Origin of the sequence: Bradyrhizobium sp. 141 (genome assembly GCF_023074055.1) — a bacterium.
Classification (GTDB): Bacteria; Pseudomonadota; Alphaproteobacteria; order Rhizobiales; family Xanthobacteraceae; genus Bradyrhizobium.
In genome coordinates this window covers 55186-71604 of sequence record NZ_JADPKR010000016.1, presented here as the reverse complement: position 1 = coordinate 71604, position 16419 = coordinate 55186, and the positions used below count along the sequence as shown (strand labels likewise).

The 16419-nt window shown below is 64.6% G+C and carries 18 protein-coding genes and 1 tRNA gene; 11 read left to right on the top strand and 8 right to left on the bottom strand.

The window, feature by feature from the left end; translation table 11 throughout:
• Position 1: 1 nt before the first annotated feature.
• Entirely contained in the window at positions 2 to 1774 is a 1773-nt protein-coding gene (locus IVA81_RS05865; RefSeq protein ID WP_346659365.1) for an AMP-binding protein, read from the bottom strand.
• Positions 1775 to 1885: 111 nt separating this feature from the next.
• Positions 1886 to 3568: a cache domain-containing protein gene (locus IVA81_RS05860; protein WP_247313601.1), complete on the bottom strand. Its 1683-nt coding sequence runs from the start codon at positions 3566 to 3568 to the stop codon at positions 1886 to 1888.
• Positions 3569 to 3842: 274 nt separating this feature from the next.
• On the opposite strand from IVA81_RS05860, the gene IVA81_RS05855 reads away from it, so the two are divergent.
• Positions 3843 to 4343 carry a hypothetical protein gene (locus IVA81_RS05855; protein ID WP_247313598.1) on the top strand — a complete coding sequence of 167 codons (501 nt, stop codon included), beginning with the start codon at positions 3843 to 3845 and terminating at the stop codon, positions 4341 to 4343.
• 11 nt (positions 4344 to 4354) lie between these two features.
• Complete coding sequence (locus IVA81_RS05850) at positions 4355 to 4828, top strand: hypothetical protein (RefSeq protein ID WP_247313596.1); 474 nt, start codon at positions 4355 to 4357, stop codon at positions 4826 to 4828.
• A 3-nt stretch (positions 4829 to 4831) separates the two neighbouring features.
• Here IVA81_RS05850 and IVA81_RS05845 read toward each other — a convergent pair whose 3' ends face one another.
• Positions 4832 to 5431 carry a TetR/AcrR family transcriptional regulator gene (locus IVA81_RS05845; protein WP_247313591.1) on the bottom strand — a complete coding sequence of 200 codons (600 nt, stop codon included), beginning with the start codon at positions 5429 to 5431 and terminating at the stop codon, positions 4832 to 4834.
• 138 nt (positions 5432 to 5569) lie between these two features.
• Here IVA81_RS05845 and IVA81_RS05840 point away from each other — a divergent pair, with 138 nt between their 5' ends.
• Positions 5570 to 5947, top strand: coding sequence for a tautomerase family protein (locus IVA81_RS05840; RefSeq protein WP_247313586.1), 378 nt, complete (start codon positions 5570 to 5572; stop codon positions 5945 to 5947).
• Between the two features lie 13 nt (positions 5948 to 5960).
• Here IVA81_RS05840 and IVA81_RS05835 read toward each other — a convergent pair whose 3' ends face one another.
• Positions 5961 to 6887 (bottom strand): GTP-binding protein, encoded by a 927-nt coding sequence (locus IVA81_RS05835; RefSeq protein WP_247313583.1) that lies wholly within the window; start codon positions 6885 to 6887, stop codon positions 5961 to 5963.
• 3 nt (positions 6888 to 6890) lie between these two features.
• A complete protein-coding gene (locus tag IVA81_RS05830; protein WP_247313581.1) occupies positions 6891 to 8381 on the bottom strand; it encodes an amidohydrolase family protein in 1491 nt (496 codons plus the stop codon).
• Positions 8382 to 9144: 763 nt separating this feature from the next.
• Between IVA81_RS05830 and IVA81_RS05825 the strand changes: the two genes are divergently transcribed.
• From IVA81_RS05825 to IVA81_RS05805, 5 genes are all read left to right on the top strand, one after another.
• On the top strand, positions 9145 to 9441 hold the full coding sequence (locus IVA81_RS05825; protein WP_247313578.1) for a HigA family addiction module antitoxin: 297 nt from the start codon (positions 9145 to 9147) through the stop codon (positions 9439 to 9441).
• 36 nt (positions 9442 to 9477) lie between these two features.
• Positions 9478 to 9912, top strand: coding sequence for a hypothetical protein (locus tag IVA81_RS05820; RefSeq protein WP_247313573.1), 435 nt, complete (start codon positions 9478 to 9480; stop codon positions 9910 to 9912).
• A 125-nt stretch (positions 9913 to 10037) separates the two neighbouring features.
• Positions 10038 to 11063, top strand: a complete 1026-nt coding sequence (locus IVA81_RS05815) for an alpha/beta fold hydrolase (protein ID WP_247313570.1) — start codon at positions 10038 to 10040, stop codon at positions 11061 to 11063.
• A 183-nt stretch (positions 11064 to 11246) separates the two neighbouring features.
• Positions 11247 to 11717: a YbaK/EbsC family protein gene (locus tag IVA81_RS05810; protein ID WP_247313567.1), complete on the top strand. Its 471-nt coding sequence runs from the start codon at positions 11247 to 11249 to the stop codon at positions 11715 to 11717.
• Positions 11718 to 11911: 194 nt separating this feature from the next.
• Complete coding sequence (locus tag IVA81_RS05805; RefSeq protein ID WP_247313564.1) at positions 11912 to 12331, top strand: CBS domain-containing protein; 420 nt, start codon at positions 11912 to 11914, stop codon at positions 12329 to 12331.
• A 303-nt stretch (positions 12332 to 12634) separates the two neighbouring features.
• Here the strand turns inward: IVA81_RS05805 and IVA81_RS05800 are convergent.
• Positions 12635 to 12709: transfer RNA gene (locus tag IVA81_RS05800), tRNA-Glu, on the bottom strand.
• Positions 12710 to 12766: 57 nt separating this feature from the next.
• Positions 12767 to 13111, bottom strand: coding sequence for a hypothetical protein (locus IVA81_RS05795; RefSeq protein ID WP_247313561.1), 345 nt, complete (start codon positions 13109 to 13111; stop codon positions 12767 to 12769).
• Here IVA81_RS05795 and IVA81_RS05790 point away from each other — a divergent pair.
• The 3 genes from IVA81_RS05790 to IVA81_RS05780 all read left to right on the top strand — a co-directional run bounded on the left by IVA81_RS05790 (position 13110) and on the right by IVA81_RS05780 (position 15767).
• Complete coding sequence (locus tag IVA81_RS05790; protein WP_247313558.1) at positions 13110 to 14117, top strand: RluA family pseudouridine synthase; 1008 nt, start codon at positions 13110 to 13112, stop codon at positions 14115 to 14117. The two genes, IVA81_RS05795 and IVA81_RS05790, sit on opposite strands and share 2 nt — an antisense overlap.
• 219 nt (positions 14118 to 14336) lie before the next feature.
• Complete coding sequence (rpoH, locus tag IVA81_RS05785) at positions 14337 to 15236, top strand: RNA polymerase sigma factor RpoH (protein WP_018318222.1); 900 nt, start codon at positions 14337 to 14339, stop codon at positions 15234 to 15236.
• A gap of 189 nt (positions 15237 to 15425) precedes the next feature.
• Complete coding sequence (locus IVA81_RS05780; RefSeq protein ID WP_247313556.1) at positions 15426 to 15767, top strand: hypothetical protein; 342 nt, start codon at positions 15426 to 15428, stop codon at positions 15765 to 15767.
• A 10-nt stretch (positions 15768 to 15777) separates the two neighbouring features.
• Here the strand turns inward: IVA81_RS05780 and IVA81_RS05775 are convergent, their stop codons facing one another.
• Positions 15778 to 16401: a peptidoglycan recognition family protein gene (locus IVA81_RS05775; RefSeq protein ID WP_247313553.1), complete on the bottom strand. Its 624-nt coding sequence runs from the start codon at positions 16399 to 16401 to the stop codon at positions 15778 to 15780.
• Between the last annotated feature and the right edge of the window lie 18 nt (positions 16402 to 16419).

Genomic DNA, 16419 nt, shown 5'->3' with positions numbered 1-16419 from the left:
CTCAGACAGCAGCAGGCAGGTTTGGATCGAGGTCCTGCTTCTTCACCTTGCCCGTGGCCGTCAGAGGCAGGGCTTCAATGATGCGTATCTCCGGGACCTTGTACACGGCCATGCGCTCGGCGCACCAGGCGCGCAGGTCTTCCGCAGAGATGGCGCCGACCGCCTCCGGCTTGAGCTGGATATAGGCCACCGGCACCTGCCCTTTGTCAGGGTCGTCGCGCCCGACCACGCCCGAGCCCAGCACCTTCGGATGCTGCCCCAGCAGCGCCTCGATCTCCGGCGGAAACACGCTCATGCCCTTGACCTTCAGCATCTCCTTGCGGCGGCCGAGGAAGTGCAGGAAGCCGTCCTTGTCGATGTTGCCGATGTCGCCGGTGCGCAGCCAGCCGTCGACGAGCGACTCGGCGGTCGCCTCCGGCTTGTTCCAGTAGCTCTTGAGCAGCGATGGCGTGCGCACGCGGATCTCGCCTTCCGCGCCGAGCGGCAACAGCGCGCCGGTCTCGAAATCGGTGATCTTGAATTCGGCGCCGGGGACCGGCAGGCCGACGAAGATCGGCTGATTGTTGAGGTCGAAATCGTCGTCCTGGAAGCCCGCCGTGAAGGTGTTCGAGGTGTGGGTCTCCGTCATGCCCCAGGCGGCCTCCATCAGCACCGTCCCGGTGAGATCCTTCCAGCGTTTGCGATAGTCGGCGTTGAGCTTCTTGACGAAGGAGACGACGCGCACCTGGCTCAGCGAGGACAGATCGAACTCGCTCCAGCGCGGATGGTCCATCAATTCGACCGCGCCGTCGACCGGCATCGCGGTGATCGTGACCTTGTATTTGTCGATCGCCGCCATTGCACCGACGGCGTCCCAGCGCGCGAGCAGCACCAGCGTCGCGCCGGAGAACAGCGGGAAGATCAGGCCGAAATTCTCACCCGCAATCCAGAACTCGGGAAAGAAGGACAGGAACCCGCTGCTCTCGTCCGACAGCACCGAGATGCCGTAATTGGCCGCGGCCGTGTAGACCATGTCGCGATGGGTATGGACGCAGCCCTTGGGCATGCCGGTGGTGCCGCCGGTGTAGTTGAGCGCCGCGACATCATCGAGCCCGGGCGCCGGCAGCGGCGATGGTGCGGGCATCGCGGCAAGCGCGGGCAACAGATCGGTCGCGCCCGCGACCGCGACGCGCGGCGCACGGATCGAGTCCGGTGCGGGGAACGCGGGCGTTGCCGGCACGACGTCGGCGAAGCTGGTGACGATGATCTCGCGCAGCCGCACCTCGCCCTTCACCTGCTCGACGACGGGGTCGAGTTGATCGAGAGCGACGATCACCTCGGCCTGCGTGTCGTTGAGCTCATAGGTCAGCTCGAACGCGCGCGACAGCGGGCTGACGGGGACGTGGACCGCGCCGAGCTTCAAAATGCCGAAGAACACGATGTGGAATTGCGGGCAGTTCGGCAGGAACACGGCGACGCGGTCGCCCTTGCCGACGCCCTTGGCCTGCAACAGCGCCGCAAAGCGGTCGCTCTGCCGGTCAAGATCCGCGTAGGTCGTGACGTGACCGTAGAAGATCACCGCGGGGCGCTCCGGACTGCGCCTCGCCCAGGCGCGCAGATATTCCGTCAAGGGAACTTCGCCGTGCAGATAGTTCGGCGAACGCGGCATGCCCTTCGGCCAGGCCTTGTCCCACAGGCCGCGCAAGGTGGCGAGATAGTCCGTCTCGTTGAGGGGCGCGCTCCTGACGTCCTCCCGTGTTGCTTTTCTTGTCGTAAGGCACGCACGTGCCGTCACGCGACGTCGTTACACGTCGAGCACGGCAGAGGTCATGTCAAGAAAAACAGCATCCGCATCGCGGCCGATGCCGCGACGCGGAAAAATGCAGTCGTGTTGCAGCGCTTTACGCTACGCCGCGCGCACGCCCGCGACGAAGGTGCTGACCTCGTTTTCGAGGGATTGCAGCTTCTGTGTCAGCCGGCCGCTCGATTGCAGCACGAGGCCGGCGGCCTGGCCGGTCTCCGCGGTCGCATCGGTCACGCCGGAGATGTTTTGCGAGACCTGGTCGGTGCCGGAGGCCGCCTCCTGCACGCTGTGGGCGATCGCCTGCGTGGCTGCGCCCTGCTCCTCGACGGCGGCGGCGATCGAGGAGGAGATCTCGTTGACCTCCATGATGGTCTTGCGGATGCTCTCGATGTTGCCGACGACCTGATTGGTCTCGGCCTGGATCGCGGTGATCTGCGCGCCGATCTCGTCGGTCGCCTTTGCGGTCTGGCTCGCCAGCGACTTCACCTCGCTCGCGACCACTGCAAAGCCCTTGCCGGCTTCGCCGGCCCGCGCCGCCTCGATGGTGGCGTTGAGCGCGAGCAGATTGGTCTGCGAGGCGATCTGGTTGATGAGGTCGATGACCTCGCCGATCTTGTGCGCCGCCGCAGCCAGCCCCTGCACGGTGTCGTTGGTGCGCTGACCGTCGGCGGCGGCCTTGTCGGCCACCGTCGCGGCCTGCGCGACGCGCTGGCTGATCTCCGAGATCGAGGACGACAATTCGCCGGCGGCAGAGGCCACCGTTTGCACGTTGCTCGAGGCCTGCTGGCAGGCGGATGCGACGAAGCTCGCGCGGTCGCTCGCCCTGTTCGCGGTCTCCGACATGCCTTGCGCGGCCTGCTGCATCGCGCGCGCCTCGTTGAAGACGTCGCGGACGACGGCCTGGACACTCGCCTCGAACTTGCCGGCGAGATCGGCCATCGCCTTGCGCTTCTCTTCGTCGGCCCGCTGCTTCAGCTCCTGCTGCTCGGCATGCATCCGGCCGACCGCCGATGCATTGTCCTTGAATACGGCCAGTGCCTTGGCGAGCCCGCCGACCTCGTTGCTGCGATCGGTGTAGGGTACCTCGAAGGCGCGGTCGCCGGCGGCAAGTCGCTCGGTCAGCGCGGTGATTTTTGCGAGTGGCCGGGTCACGCTGCGACCGATCACGAACGACGCGCCGAGCACCAGGACCAGCACGGCCAGACAGACGTAGCCGAACGTCGTCGCGGCCTGGCGGAAGACGGCGTCGACGTCGTCGAGATAGATGCCCGTGCCGATGATCCAGCCCCAGGGCGCAAAGCCCTTCACATAGGAGATTTTCCCGACCGGCTGGTCGAAGCCGGGCTTCGGCCAGAGATAGCCGTAGAAGCCCGCGCCGTGCTTGTTGACGACGTCAACGAAGCCGGTGAACAGCGCGTTGCCGGCAGGATCCTTCATGCCGGAGAGATCCTTGCCGTCGAGCTCGGGCTTGATCGGATGCATGACCATCTTCGGGGTCATGTCGTTGATCCAGAAATACTCGACCTTGTCGTAACGCAGGCTCTTGATTTCAGCCATGGCCGCGGCCTGGGCCTGCTCGCGCGGGAGTTTCCCCTCGCTCTCGAGCTTCTGATAGTGCGCGAGGATGCCGTAGCCGACATCGACCATATGCTGCGTCTTGGCCTGGCGATCGGCGACCATCTGCGCGCGCAGGGTCGACAGCGCGATCGGCGCCAGCGCGATCATGCCGAGGAGGCTGATGCCGACAATCAGAACCAGCTTGAAACTGATGCGGGAGAAAATCATCGGGACTCGCAAAATTGGCGATACAGATATGCCAGTTTATCCTGATCCCCTTAGCAAAGCCTTAAGCATTCGGGTTCCCCCAAACGGCCGCCGAAGGCGCCCTGCTTTGGTCTTCCTCCGACGCGGCCTCGCATTCGAGATGCGAACTCTTCAAATCTAGAACACCTCGATATCGCCTTTCCGCGCGTTGACTTGGAGAGGGCTCTGGCAGAACGATCGATGCAGACAATCAGCGCCAGCTGTGGCGTGCGCGCAGCCAAGGGCCAGAGGCTTCATGCATTCATCGACATCACCGGGGTCTCTCGACCTTCCCGCCCTCAGCGCCGCGGAACGCCTCTTCATCTGGGGTTTCAGGGCCAAGGCGCGCAGCGGCGGCGCCGTTCCGACCGCTGCCGACATCCAGCAGGTGTACGACCATTTTCGCGTGGGCGATGCCGTGCTCTCGCTGGAAGCCCTCATCGAGATCTTCGCCTGCACGGCCCATACGGCCATCGAGGTGCACTGCCCGACTTGTCCGCGCATGTCGGACAGCGAGCACGGAATCTTGCACGCCATTGCCGCGGCACAACAGGATCGCATCGAAATCGTGCGCGAACGGTTCGAGAGCTGGCTGCCGCCGGTCGGCGCCGACTGGGCGCTCGCGCCGGTGCGGGGCCTGGCGACGATCTTCCGCATGGCAGGTCTCATCCTGCCCGACCGGCACGTGCGCTCCTTCGACCATGACCGGACCATGGCGATGAAGAGCTGGCTGGTCGGAAGCCCGACGTTGCATTGACGAGATCGTTCATGATCCCAGAAATTTGCGGTTCTGCGGCGATCCCGGACGCCGGCCCATCGCGGCTCTGTCCGCTCCAGGCCGCGCTTGCGGCGCGCCCCTGCGTCGACAGCTATGATGATTTCTGCCGCGTCGCGCTGTCGCTGTTCCGATTCATCGGAGCGGCTTATACGACCGGCGCATCCGATTGCTGGGAAGCGGCCTATCGCTTTGCCGACGAGGCGCCGGGCATTTCCGACAGTCCGCTGTTGGTGGCACGGGCGGCCGCGCTCGTCAGGATCCTGCGCAGCGGCCGGCCATGCGCGCTGTGCTTCATGCCGCCGTCCTGCCGCCGCCTGTCGAACGACGAAGCGGAGTTGATGCGATTGCTGGCGGTCGCGCGCCGCAAGCAGCCGGGCGAACTCGAATCCATCGTCTGCCAGCTCGTCGGCGCCGGCAAGGAAGACGCGACGACGCGGGCGGTCAACGCGCTCGCCTTGTGCTGACATCTAGCCACCTTTCCTGCCGAGCAGGAGATCGATCGTGTGCGCGGCGATCTTGCGCAACTGCGGCTCGTCGCCAAAGGCACGTTCGAGCACGGCGAGGCCGCGCGTCACGGTGATGATGTGCAGCGCCGCGGCCGCAGGATTGCCGTTGAACTCGCCCCGCTCCGCGCCTGCCGACAACGTGTCCTGAACCAGTGCGGTAATGCGCGAGATGAGGTCCGCGAAAGCCTGACGCGCTTCTTCATCAAGCCCCTCGCCTTCGGCGGCGCCGAGCTCCATCAAGCCGCGCGTGGTCGGACATCCGCGCGGCGGCGTGCCGGAGCGGAAGTTGGTAATGGTCAGATCGAAGAAAGCCGTGAGGCGTCTGCGCAATGAGCCGGCACCGAGCGCCTTTTGCAGGGCGAGGAGATAGTCCCCCGCATAGCGCTCATAGGCCTGCAGGAACAGCGCCTCCTTGCTGCCGAAGGCGTTGTAGAGGCTGCCGCGCTGGACGCCGGCATCGCGCCCGATGTCCGACAACGAGGTGCCGCGTACGCCCTTGCGCCAGAACTGGTCGAACGCAATGCGCAGGACCTCGTCGTGATCGAATTCGCGCGGCCTCAAGCCCTGCTCCTCTGGAAGGTATTTGACATGCTGTCAAAAACATGCTTTCTAGACATCGTGTCAAAAACTGATCGGAATTGATAGCCCCGTTCGACACCGGACCGAACAGTGGCCGGACCGCATGCAAAGGGACGCGCGATGCCTCTCCTCCACATCTCAATGCGTGCCGGCAAGTCCGAAGCCTACCGGCAGGCGATTCTCGACGGCCTCTACCGTGCCATGCGCGAGGCGCTGAACGTGCCCGAGGACGACGCGTTCATGGCCATCACCGAGCATGAGCCGGCGAACTTTCGCTGCGGCAACGCCTACGGCGTCGACCGCAGCGAGGATGCCGTGCTGATCCAGATCACCGTGTTCGCCTCGCGTACAGCAGAGCAGAAGAAAGCGCTGTATCGCCGGATCGCGGATCGTCTCGGCGAGAACCCGGGCATCCGGCCCGAGGATGTATTCGTGAACGTGCTCGATGCGCCCAAGGAGAACTGGTCCGTGGGAAACGGCATCGCGCAGTTTGCGTGAGGCGGATGCAGCTTCAATCCGCAACGCACGCCTCCATGATTTCATCGAGCTCCGCCTTCGACAGTACCCCGAGTTCGGCGATGAAGACGATGCGCGCGCGCGGCACGCCCGCTGCGGGCGCATCGCCCGGGGCCAGCGTGGCGCGGCCGGCGGCGAACTGAAACACCATCTGGCGGCCGGGCTGCTCGACGGTCTCGAACAGGCCTTTTGCGCGCGCAAGCTTTGGCGCAAGCTTGCCAATCGCCTGCTGCAGGCGCGGCAGTGAGAGCGGATGATCGGAGGTCCAGCTCAGCGTCTCGAAGCGGTCCTCTGCCGGCCGTTTCGGCCCCGGCTCGCGCGGCGCGGGCGCGCGATCGCGATGCGCGGGAAACAGTAGCGCGGACGGAATCTCGCCATGTGGCGCATCGACCACGACGGCGGGAACGCGCTGGGCGCGAATGGCCGCGCGCATCCGCACACCCGCGCCCTCGTCCGCCAGATCCAGCTTGCTCAGCGCCACGATATCGGCGACACGCAATTGCGAGCGCTGGAGCGCATTGTCCAACTCGGCCGGCGGTGTCGCCGCGTCCATCACGCAGAGCACCGTCTCCAACGGCGCCTCGCGCAGGATCACGGGGTCCATCAAATTGCGGACGATGTCGGCGGGATCGGCGACGCCGCTTGTCTCGATAACGATGTATTCGGGCTTCGGGTCGCGCCGCAGCAGGCTCGAGAGCGTGCGCAACAGATCGCCTTCGAGCGAGCAGCAGATGCAGCCATTGCTGAGGTTGACCACGCCGTCGCTGGCGCCCGCGATCAGCTCCGCATCGATGTTGATGGCGCCGAAATCGTTGACGACGGCAGCAATACGCCGTCCCTCCGCGTGTGCCAGCAGATAGTTCACGACCGTGGTCTTGCCCGCCCCCAGAAAGCCCGTCACCAGGAGAATGGGGACCGGCATGGGTCAGCGCTCGACGACGGGGCGGCGCACGGGTTTTCCGGGCCGCGCTGCAACATCGAGAATACCGTCGCTAATCAGCACCTGGCCGCTGACAACGAGGTGCCGCACGCCTTCCGACGGACGGTTCATCGCGGTGAAGGTGGCGCGGTCCGAGAGTTTTTCGTAGTCGAACACGACGATGTCGGCATCGGCGTCCTTGGTGAGCCTGCCCTTGGCGCGCATCGCGGGCGTGCTCTGCGAGAGGATTTCCGCCGGGATCAGCGCGCATTTGCGCACGCCTTCCAGCAGCGAGACCGCCTTGCGCTCGCGCACCCATTCGCGGATGAATTTCGTGAAGCAGCCGGCCGAGCGCGGATGCGAGGTGGCATCGTCAGGCAGCGGCCAGGCATCGCCGGTGTAGGTCTTGCCGTCAGACGTCGTCCACGGCATCGCGTCGGAGGCGATGGCGCCGCCGGGATAGAGCACCGACATGTCGAGCAGGTCGCGGTGATGCGCATTGTTCTCGGTGTCGAGGATGTGCCAGAGCACCAGCGAAGACGGCTCTTCGGCCTGCGCCTTCAACAGCTCCTCGCGGTCGTGGAAGCGATAGCCGTCGGTGACGCGCTGCACGGAATCGTAAGCAGTGCCGTTGCGCTCGACGAATTCCGGATCGCTGAAGAAGGCGGCGGCGAGCACGGTGGAGCCGGTGCCGTAGGGATAGGCCTCGACGGTGATCGGCAGGCCCTGCGCCTGCGCCTTCGCGATCAGCACGCGGCAACGCTCGACGTCGGTCTTGCTCGACGAGTTGAAATGGCAGATGTGCATGTGCGCACCGGTGGCGCCGGCATAGCCGATCAGGCGGATATAGGCTTCCACCGCGCTTTCAGGATCGATCCGCGACATGAAGGCGACATGGGTGAAGGTCGGCACGTCCTTGACTGCCGCGAGCTGGCAGACCGCGGTCAGCTCCTGCACGCCGGCCCCCGGCGCGTAGGCGTTCAAAATGCCGACGCCGATGCCGCCTTCGTCGAGGCCGCGCGAAAGGCGCTCGAGAATGCCGGCGACTTCCGCATCGCTCGCGACGTTGTCCATCCAGCGTCGGTCGCGCATGGCATTGCCGAACGCCTCCAGCGAGCTCTCCGCATTGGAGCCGGTCATCGCGCCGATGCGCGCAAAGGCCCAGTTGGTGGCGGCGCCGTAGTTCAGCACGCGACCTTTCCTGGCCTGACGATCATACCAGGACGCGACCGGCAGCACGCCGGCCTCGAGATCGAGCGTCGTCGTCACCCCGTCGAAGGCCTGCATGCGGTCGGCCGGAAGCGACTGGCCGTGTGCGTGCAGATCGATGAAGCCGGGCGCGACCACGAGCCCGGTCGCGTCGATCACCCGCTCGGCACCGCCGAGCGAGGCGCCGATTGCGGCGATCCTGCCATTCACCACCGCCACGTCGCCGATAGCGTCCATCCCGCTCGCGGGATCCACCACCCGGCCGTCAGAAATCACCAAGCCGCTCATCCGAAAACTCCTCCGCGCTGAATTCGCATTGAGGCAGATTCTGGGAGCAACGACCACCTCCACCGATGCCGATGCATCATGCTCGCAAGGGAGGTCAATTCGCGGGCAAATCGCGAACACGCGTTCGCGGCCTCGCGGCATCGTTTGCCCGAGTTTTGCTTTTCTCCTCGCCCTCCCGGAAAGAAAGGGCGCAGGGAAGGCCGGGCACCGGCTGGCACCCGTAAAGACCCCCGTGCTGAACAGATGCACACGCAATGCACAGGGGAGACACAGGGCAGCCGAAATCCGGCCTTCCCTGCGCGATGGTTTGACGGCCTATGCCGTGCTCTCCCCGGAGACGAGTTCCTTCTTGCCTCCGTCACCTCCGCGAAATGCACGGCAGCGCGCCGGTTGACGCGATGTCGCCTTCGCCAAGGCTTGGCCGTAGCAACGACGGCCAGGACCACACGGTTTCGCCGTACGCAGGGGCGCCGTTCGCCTTCACGGATCACGCCATGCTCACGAGATCATCTCGCCCTGCACGCGCAAGCTCCGCCCTTAACGCCGCCCGCGTCCACCGCAACTCCCAGCCCGCGCTCGAAACGACGTACGACCGCCCCTTTGGTGGGCTGGGATGTCCGACACATACGACAAATCCGAATTTCGGTAAAGTGGAATATTTTTTAGATAATGGCTTGACTCGGGTGGTTTGCCCGACGGCCGGGAGAGGGTAGATTAACAGGCGGAACCAACTCCCGTGAAATAACCTATAAATCGTTCGCAGATGGCAAGGAAACTTCCGCCGATTCATCCCGGCGAAATCCTCCGCGAGGAATTTCTCGTTCCACTCAAGCTGACGCCCTACGCGGTCGCTGCTGCTCTAAACGTGCCGCGCACGCGGATCGAGCGCATTGCGCGCGAAGAAAAACCGGTCACGGCCGATACCGCGCTGCGGCTGGGAAAATTCTTCAAGACAGGCGCGGCGTTCTGGATGAATATTCAGACTCGCTTCGACCTCGAAACGGCGGAAGACGTGCTCGCACCACAGATCAAGAAGATCGCGTCTTACGAGGCGGTTTGAGAGTGCTACAGTTGCGGTGATATGGCGCCAACCCCGATGCCCGTGAAGTTCCAAGACATCGCCACCGCGTTCGAGTTCGCCAACACCAATGGCGACACGGGGGAATTTCGCGCCTTCGTCTGCAAACAGACCGGAAGGATCTATTACCAGTTCGAGGATGTCGACCTCGAGGATTTGGAGGACGACAAGCTGCCTGACGACATCGAGGACGAGGACAAATACATCCCGCTCCCGGACAAGCGTGAGCTCGACCTCGGCAAGCCCCTAGTGCTCGATTTTGCCCGCGAGTTCCTGCCAGACGATTTCGACGACGTGCGCTATTTCTTCAGCAAGCGGGGCGCCTATCCGAAATTCAAGTCCCTGCTCGCCCGGCGAAGAGCGATCGACCGCTGGCATGCCTTCGAGAATGAGGCGACAAAGCGGGCCTTGCGCGATTGGTGCAAGCTCCACTCCATCGAAATCACCGACTGACCGGCGCGCGTTCGGACTCCGTGACTTGGACCAACGGTGACGCAGCTCCGCCGTCTTCTCGCCCCCATTGTCATTCAGGGGATAGGCGGGGCGGCGTTACGGTGGGCAAGTTCCCGAGGTTCCGTGTGATCGTCCGACATCTTCTGCAACGCGACTCCCGTCATTCTGTTTCGCGCCGCGCTTTCCTCGGCGGACTTGCGTCGGCAGGCAGCGCCCTCGCGCTCGGCGGATGCGCCGGCCTGGGTGCGACCGGCGCGCGCTTCGACGCCTCGTCGCTCTCCGTCGACCCCACATTGCTCGTCGTCACTACGCGCAAGCCCGTGAACGGCGCCCGCGCCAAGCCCTGGTTCGGGCCGGAGCGCGCGACCAGCATGACGGTCGCGCGGGCGAAGCTGGCGGCGCCGGACGAGAGCCGTCTGTCTCTCGCCTCGGTTGGACTTGGCGATTGGCGCCTCGATCGGGTCGAGCCGATGCCGGCCGACGCCGGCGATCTCGCTGCGCAGGCCGGCGCGGGAGACGTGCTGATCTATGTGCACGGCTTCAAGCAGACATTCGAGACGGCGGTGCTGGATGCCGCCCACCTCTCCGATGGGATCAAGTTCCGCGGCCGGACCATGGCGTTCTCCTGGCCCTCCAAGGCTGGACTGTTCGACTATGCCTATGACCGCGACAGCGCGATGTGGTCGCGCGACGATTTCGAGCGCGTGCTCTCCGCGCTGGTGTCGGCGCCAAGCGCCGGCCGCGTGCACATCGTGGCGCACAGCATGGGAACCATGCTGACGCTCGAAAGCCTGCGTCAACTCTATGCGCGCTACGGCGACACCGTGACGAGCAAGATCGGCAGCGTCGTGTTTGCCGCGCCCGACATCGACATGGACGTGTTTACGTCCGCGATCCACCGCATCGGTCCGCTCGCCGGCAAGATCACCGTGATCGCCGCGACCAACGATCGCGCGCTCGCGCTGTCCGGGCAAATCGCAGGCGGAATGACCAGGGTCGGCGCTGCCGAGAAGGCTGTTATCGCGCAGCTCGGCGTGCGCGTGGTCGACGCCTCCCAGGAAGGCTGGGGCATCATCAACCACGATCTGTTTCTGTCGAATGCGGAAGTGCAGCGGGTGATCCGCCGCTCGATCGACGGCACGACGGCGTAAGGGAGCGCCAGTCTCGACCCAAAAGGCGCTCCGCGCAGAATAAAACCGCGAACGCTGAATTGCAGCTTGCGGATGGAAGACCTATGTTGGGTCTCTAGTCAGGCAGCCGCCCATCGTATGGCGAGAGTCTGCAGGGGTCGACCTCACGGTGGATGGTTTGCATTCCGCATCGGAGGTGATGCCATGGCCATTGCTCCCACGCTCCAGAAATACCTCGCCGCTGAGAACATCCAGTACGAGGTGATCCCGCACGAACTCAGCATGACGTCCGCTCGAACGGCCGAGGCATGCCATATCTCGGGCGACCGCCTCGCCAAGGGCATCGTGTTGCGACGCGACGGCGGATACATGCTGGCCATCTTGCCCGCATCGCATCACCTCCGCCTGTCGGACCTGAGAACAAGCCTCGGCGACAATGTCCACATGGCCAATGAAACCGAGGTCAATCGGCTGTTCAGCGACTGCGCACACGGTGCGGTTCCCGCCGTCGGCAAATGCTACGGGTTGGACATGATCGTCGACGACAGCATCGAGGCACAGCCAGACGTCTATATGGAAGCCGGCGATCATGAGACACTGCTCCATATGGGTCACGCGCAGTTTGCGCGCCTGACGGCCAACACACCGCACGGGCGCTTCAGCGCGCATGACTGAGGGTTTTGTAGACCGCCCATTGCCGTTGCAATCTTGGGCGTGAACTCTGGCCGCGAGGTCGCCGTCATACTGTTTCGCAGGGTGGCGGCGAGAGTGTCTGCGCTTGTCTGGTCGGAGATCGGAAGATTGGGGGGCCGCATCGCATCAACGCACTTGAAACCCACGAACTTGAAACCCACGAACGGAGGCTCGCCATGAAAGTCAAAGACGTGATGCACAAGGGTGTCGACTGGGTCAGCCCCAACACCCCAATCACCGAGCTTGCCAAACTGATGCGGGCGCATGACATCGGCTGCATTCCGATTGGCGAGGACGACAAGCTGGTCGGAATGGTGACCGACCGCGATATCGTCTGCAAAGGGCTCGCAAGCCACAGCTTCGATGCCGGCCGCGCGACGGCGCGCGACGTGATGACCGAGGGCATCCATTGCTGCCGCGATGACGATGACCTCGCCAAGGCGATGCATCACATGGAGAAGCTGCAGGTCCGCAGGCTGCCGGTGATCAACAAGAGCAAGCGGATGGTCGGCATCATTAGCCTCGGCGACGTCGGCCATTCCGCGTCCGGTGATATGCTCACCGAGACCGTCAGGAGCATTTCGGCGCATCACTGAACTTGCGGCCAGGACTTGCGGTCAGGACTTATGGCTAGGGCTCCTCTCGCGATCGCCGCTCAAACGGGCGTTGAGGAAGCCCGAGCCACGCGCTCGTCATGCAACCATCGCGCGGCACAGAAGCGACTGCGCGATGCGACTTACTTTGCGCCGGAGTGAATGTCAGGGCGGGTTCACTCGATCGCTTCATCAGCATCAGCGTCGACGCTGCGGCGCGCAACCTATGACCGAGCGAGATCGCGCGGCCGGACGGGGACGCCGTCGGATGGGGTCGCAGAAAAAAGTCGAAGAATATCGCGGATTTGGCGCTCCCTAGGGGAATCGAACCCCTGTTTCAGCCTTGAGAGGGCCGCGTCCTAACCGCTAGACGAAGGGAGCGTGAGGGCTAGCCAATAGCCTCGAAATTTGTCCGCCGCAAGGACCCCGACGGGCCTTTTACGGCTCATTGGCGAATTTCAGCCGTCCGGCCGGCTTCAGGGTATGGGCGTCGAAGGTGCGGATCTCGATGACCCCGCCGAGATCCAGCGTGACCACGAGGCGGTCGCCGGCGACCCCGGTCGAGACGATTTTGGCGCCCTTGGGCAGCGTGGCGGTGATGTCGCCGACGGGCTCCGCCGCCCTTCCCTCCGACTTGAAAAGGCGGTAGCCCACCGCGATCAGCACGGCGCAGATCCCCAGCGCCGTGGTCAACCCCGCGATCAGCATCATCCGCCGCACCCGCGCGAACAGCGCGGCCTGCTCGGGGGTCGGTTCGGGAACAGCGGTATCAGACGTCGTCATGGAAAGCTCAGGCTCTGCGCAAAGGTTGGAGGTTGTCGTTGCCGGCGACGAGGGCTCGGCCCGGCTCGACCGCGTGCTGGCGGCGCGTCTGCCGGAGCTGTCGCGATCGAGGCTGAAAGCCCTGATCCTGGCGGGCGCAGTACACCTGAAGGCCTCCGCGGTCCGCGACCCCGCTTATCACGTCGCATCCGGCGATACGATCATAATCGACGTGCCGGAGGCGGCTCCGCCGGAGCCGAAGGGGGAGGATATCGCCCTCGACATCGTGTTCGAGGACGACGACATCGTCGTTCTCAACAAGCCGAAGGGGCTGGTGGTGCATCCCGCCGCCGGCCACGAGACCGGCACGCTGGTGAATGCGCTGATCGCCCATTGCGGCACCTCGCTCTCGGGCATCGGCGGGGTGCGCCGGCCCGGCATCGTGCACCGGCTCGACAAGGACACGACAGGGCTGATGGTGGTCGCCAAGAACGACCTCGCCCATGCCTCGCTGACCGCGCAATTCGCCGACCACGGCCGCACCGGCGAGATGCGCCGCGGCTACATGGCCTTCGCCTGGGGCGTGCCCGGCCGGCATCGCGGCACCGTTGATGCGCCGATCGACCGCCATCCGCATGCGCGCGAGAAGATGGCGGTGCGCCAGGGCGGCCGCGAGGCGGTGACGCATTGGGACATCCTGGAGAGCTTTGCCGGGCGCGACGGCAAGCCGATTGCGACGCTGCTCGCCTGCGAGCTCGAGACCGGGCGCACCCACCAGATCCGGGTCCACCTCGCCCATATCGGTCATCCCCTGATGGGCGATGCAGTCTATGGCCCGCATTTCAAGACCAAGGCGAACCAGCTTGGCCCCGAGTCGCAAGCGGCTCTGGCCGCGCTGGGGCGGCAGGCCTTGCATGCGTATTTGCTGGTATTGGAGCACCCGAGGACCGGAGAATTACTCCACTGGGAGGCGCCTTTGCCGGAGGATTTGCTTCTCCTTCAGGGCGCGCTGAAAGCGGCGCAATGACGCAGGAGCTTTAAGAAAAGCGTTACATTACAAAAGATTATAGCTGCCACACGGGGACGTGACGTCAGCAATCCTTCCCTTTTTGACCCCCCATAGGGTATATTGCGCCTGCGTTGGAAATGACCAACGCGGAACATCGCAGCTACGGCCGGCTTTAACACAGCGGTCGTCTGCCTGGCCCGCCGCTATCGGGGGCCTGAACCTTTGGAGGGCTTCAGTATGGCCCGTACCGCTGCTTTGCCGGTCCTCAATGGAGAATCCGGCCTTTCCCGTTACCTCGCTGAGATCCGCAAGTTCCCGATGCTGGAACCCCAGCAGGAATACATGCTCGCCAAGCGTTGGCGCGAGCATGACGATCGCGACGCGGCGCACCAACTCGTCACCAGCCATCTCCGGCTCGTGGCCAAGATCGCCATGGGCTATCGCGGCTACGGCTTGCCGATTTCCGAGGTCGTCTCGGAAGGCAATGTCGGCCTGATGCAGGCGGTCAAGCGCTTCGAGCCCGAGAAGGGCTTTCGTCTCGCCACCTACGCGATGTGGTGGATCAAGGCGTCGATTCAAGAGTACATCCTGCGTTCGTGGTCGCTCGTGAAGATGGGCACCACCGCGAACCAGAAGAAGCTGTTCTTCAACCTGCGCAAGGCGAAGAGCAAGATCAACGCGCTGGACGAAGGCGATCTGCGCCCCGACCAGGTCAAGATCATTGCCAAGCGCCTCGGCGTCACCGATCAGGACGTCATCGACATGAACCGCCGCCTCGGCGGCGACGCGTCGCTGAACGCACCGATCCGCGACGACGGCGAAGCCGGCGAATGGCAGGACTGGCTGGTCGACAATACGCCCAACCAGGAAGCCATGCTGGCCGAGCACGAGGAATATGACGAACGCCGTGACGCGCTGAACGGCGCCATGGGCGTGCTCAACCCGCGCGAACGCCGCATCTTCGAGGCCCGTCGCCTCGCCGATGAGCCGATGACGCTGGAAGACCTCGCGGCCGAGTTCGGCGTGTCGCGCGAGCGCGTCCGCCAGATCGAGGTCCGCGCCTTCGAGAAGGTGCAGTCCGCGGTCAAGGGCACGATCGCAAGGGCCGAACAGGCCGCGCTGGAAGCCGCGCATTAAGCGGGGCGTTTCCGCGGCAAGAGATTGGCGGATCGAGACAGAAAGCCGGCGGCAACGCCGGCTTTTTTGTTGGCTGGGTGATGTCCAGCATGTGCGCGGAGACGCGGGGCCAGGCATCTTGAACCCGCATCGCCGCTCAACCGACCCAAAAATGAGAGCGATCAGCATCAAGCCAACGGACACCCACCCGTGTCGATCATCCTGCAATCCACCGTCGGCGGCTTCGAAGCCCAGTTCATGCGCAAGCTGCCGCTGGTCGAGCAGGCGATGCGCGAGCACGGGCTCGAGCCGTCGGAGTTCGTGATCTCCAAGGACTATGCGGGCACGGCGACGATCCCGCTCATGGGTCCCTTCTTCTATAGTTACAGCGTGTTCTTCGGCGAGGAGCAATTCACCGTCACCGAGCCGAACGACATGGTGTTCCTGGATTACTTCTTCAAACGCGTGCTGGCCGTGGACGAACCGCCGGAGCTGCCGCGGCGGCCGGGATTGATGCAACGCTTCTTCGGCTGGATGTCGCAGGCGGTGTAACCGGCTCCCGTCATTCCCCCCACACCCGCGCCAGGGTCGCGAGCCAGCAGCCTTCGCAATAGCGCGCGTCCTTGTAGTCGATCCAGTTGTGCGCATAGACGCGGTCAGGCGGGATGCCGTAGCGCGCGCGCAGCAGCTTGACGAGGATCTTCCACGCCGCGACCTGCGCCTCCGTGGGGCCCGCCGTGACATCGGGATAATTGCCGGCGAACTCGACGCCGATCGAGTTGTCGCGCACGACCTGGCGATAGGTCGAGCTGTTGTCGATGTACTTGTTGTCGTTGCGGTTGGCGCCGTCGCCATGGGTCGGCACCAGATTCTCCGCCACCGCCCAATAGACCGTGCCGTCGGTCTCGACCCACACCGTGACGCCGCGTCGCGTCGGAGCCTTCGCTTGCGCTTGCGCGCCGCCACGCGCCGAGCCCGCCGGCCCTTCGGTCTGGTGCACGATGATGTTGCGCCAGGGGTTTGCGTCGCGGACGTCGCCCCATGGCGCCAACCAGACGATCTTCAAGCCGGGAATGTCGGGCGTGCCGGAGGCGCGCGCGAGTTTTGCCAGTTCGGCGTCCTCGGCAATGGCGGGGACGATCAGACAGAGAGCGGCGAGAACGGCTACGAGCAGGCGAGACATCATGATGCAAATCCCATCACG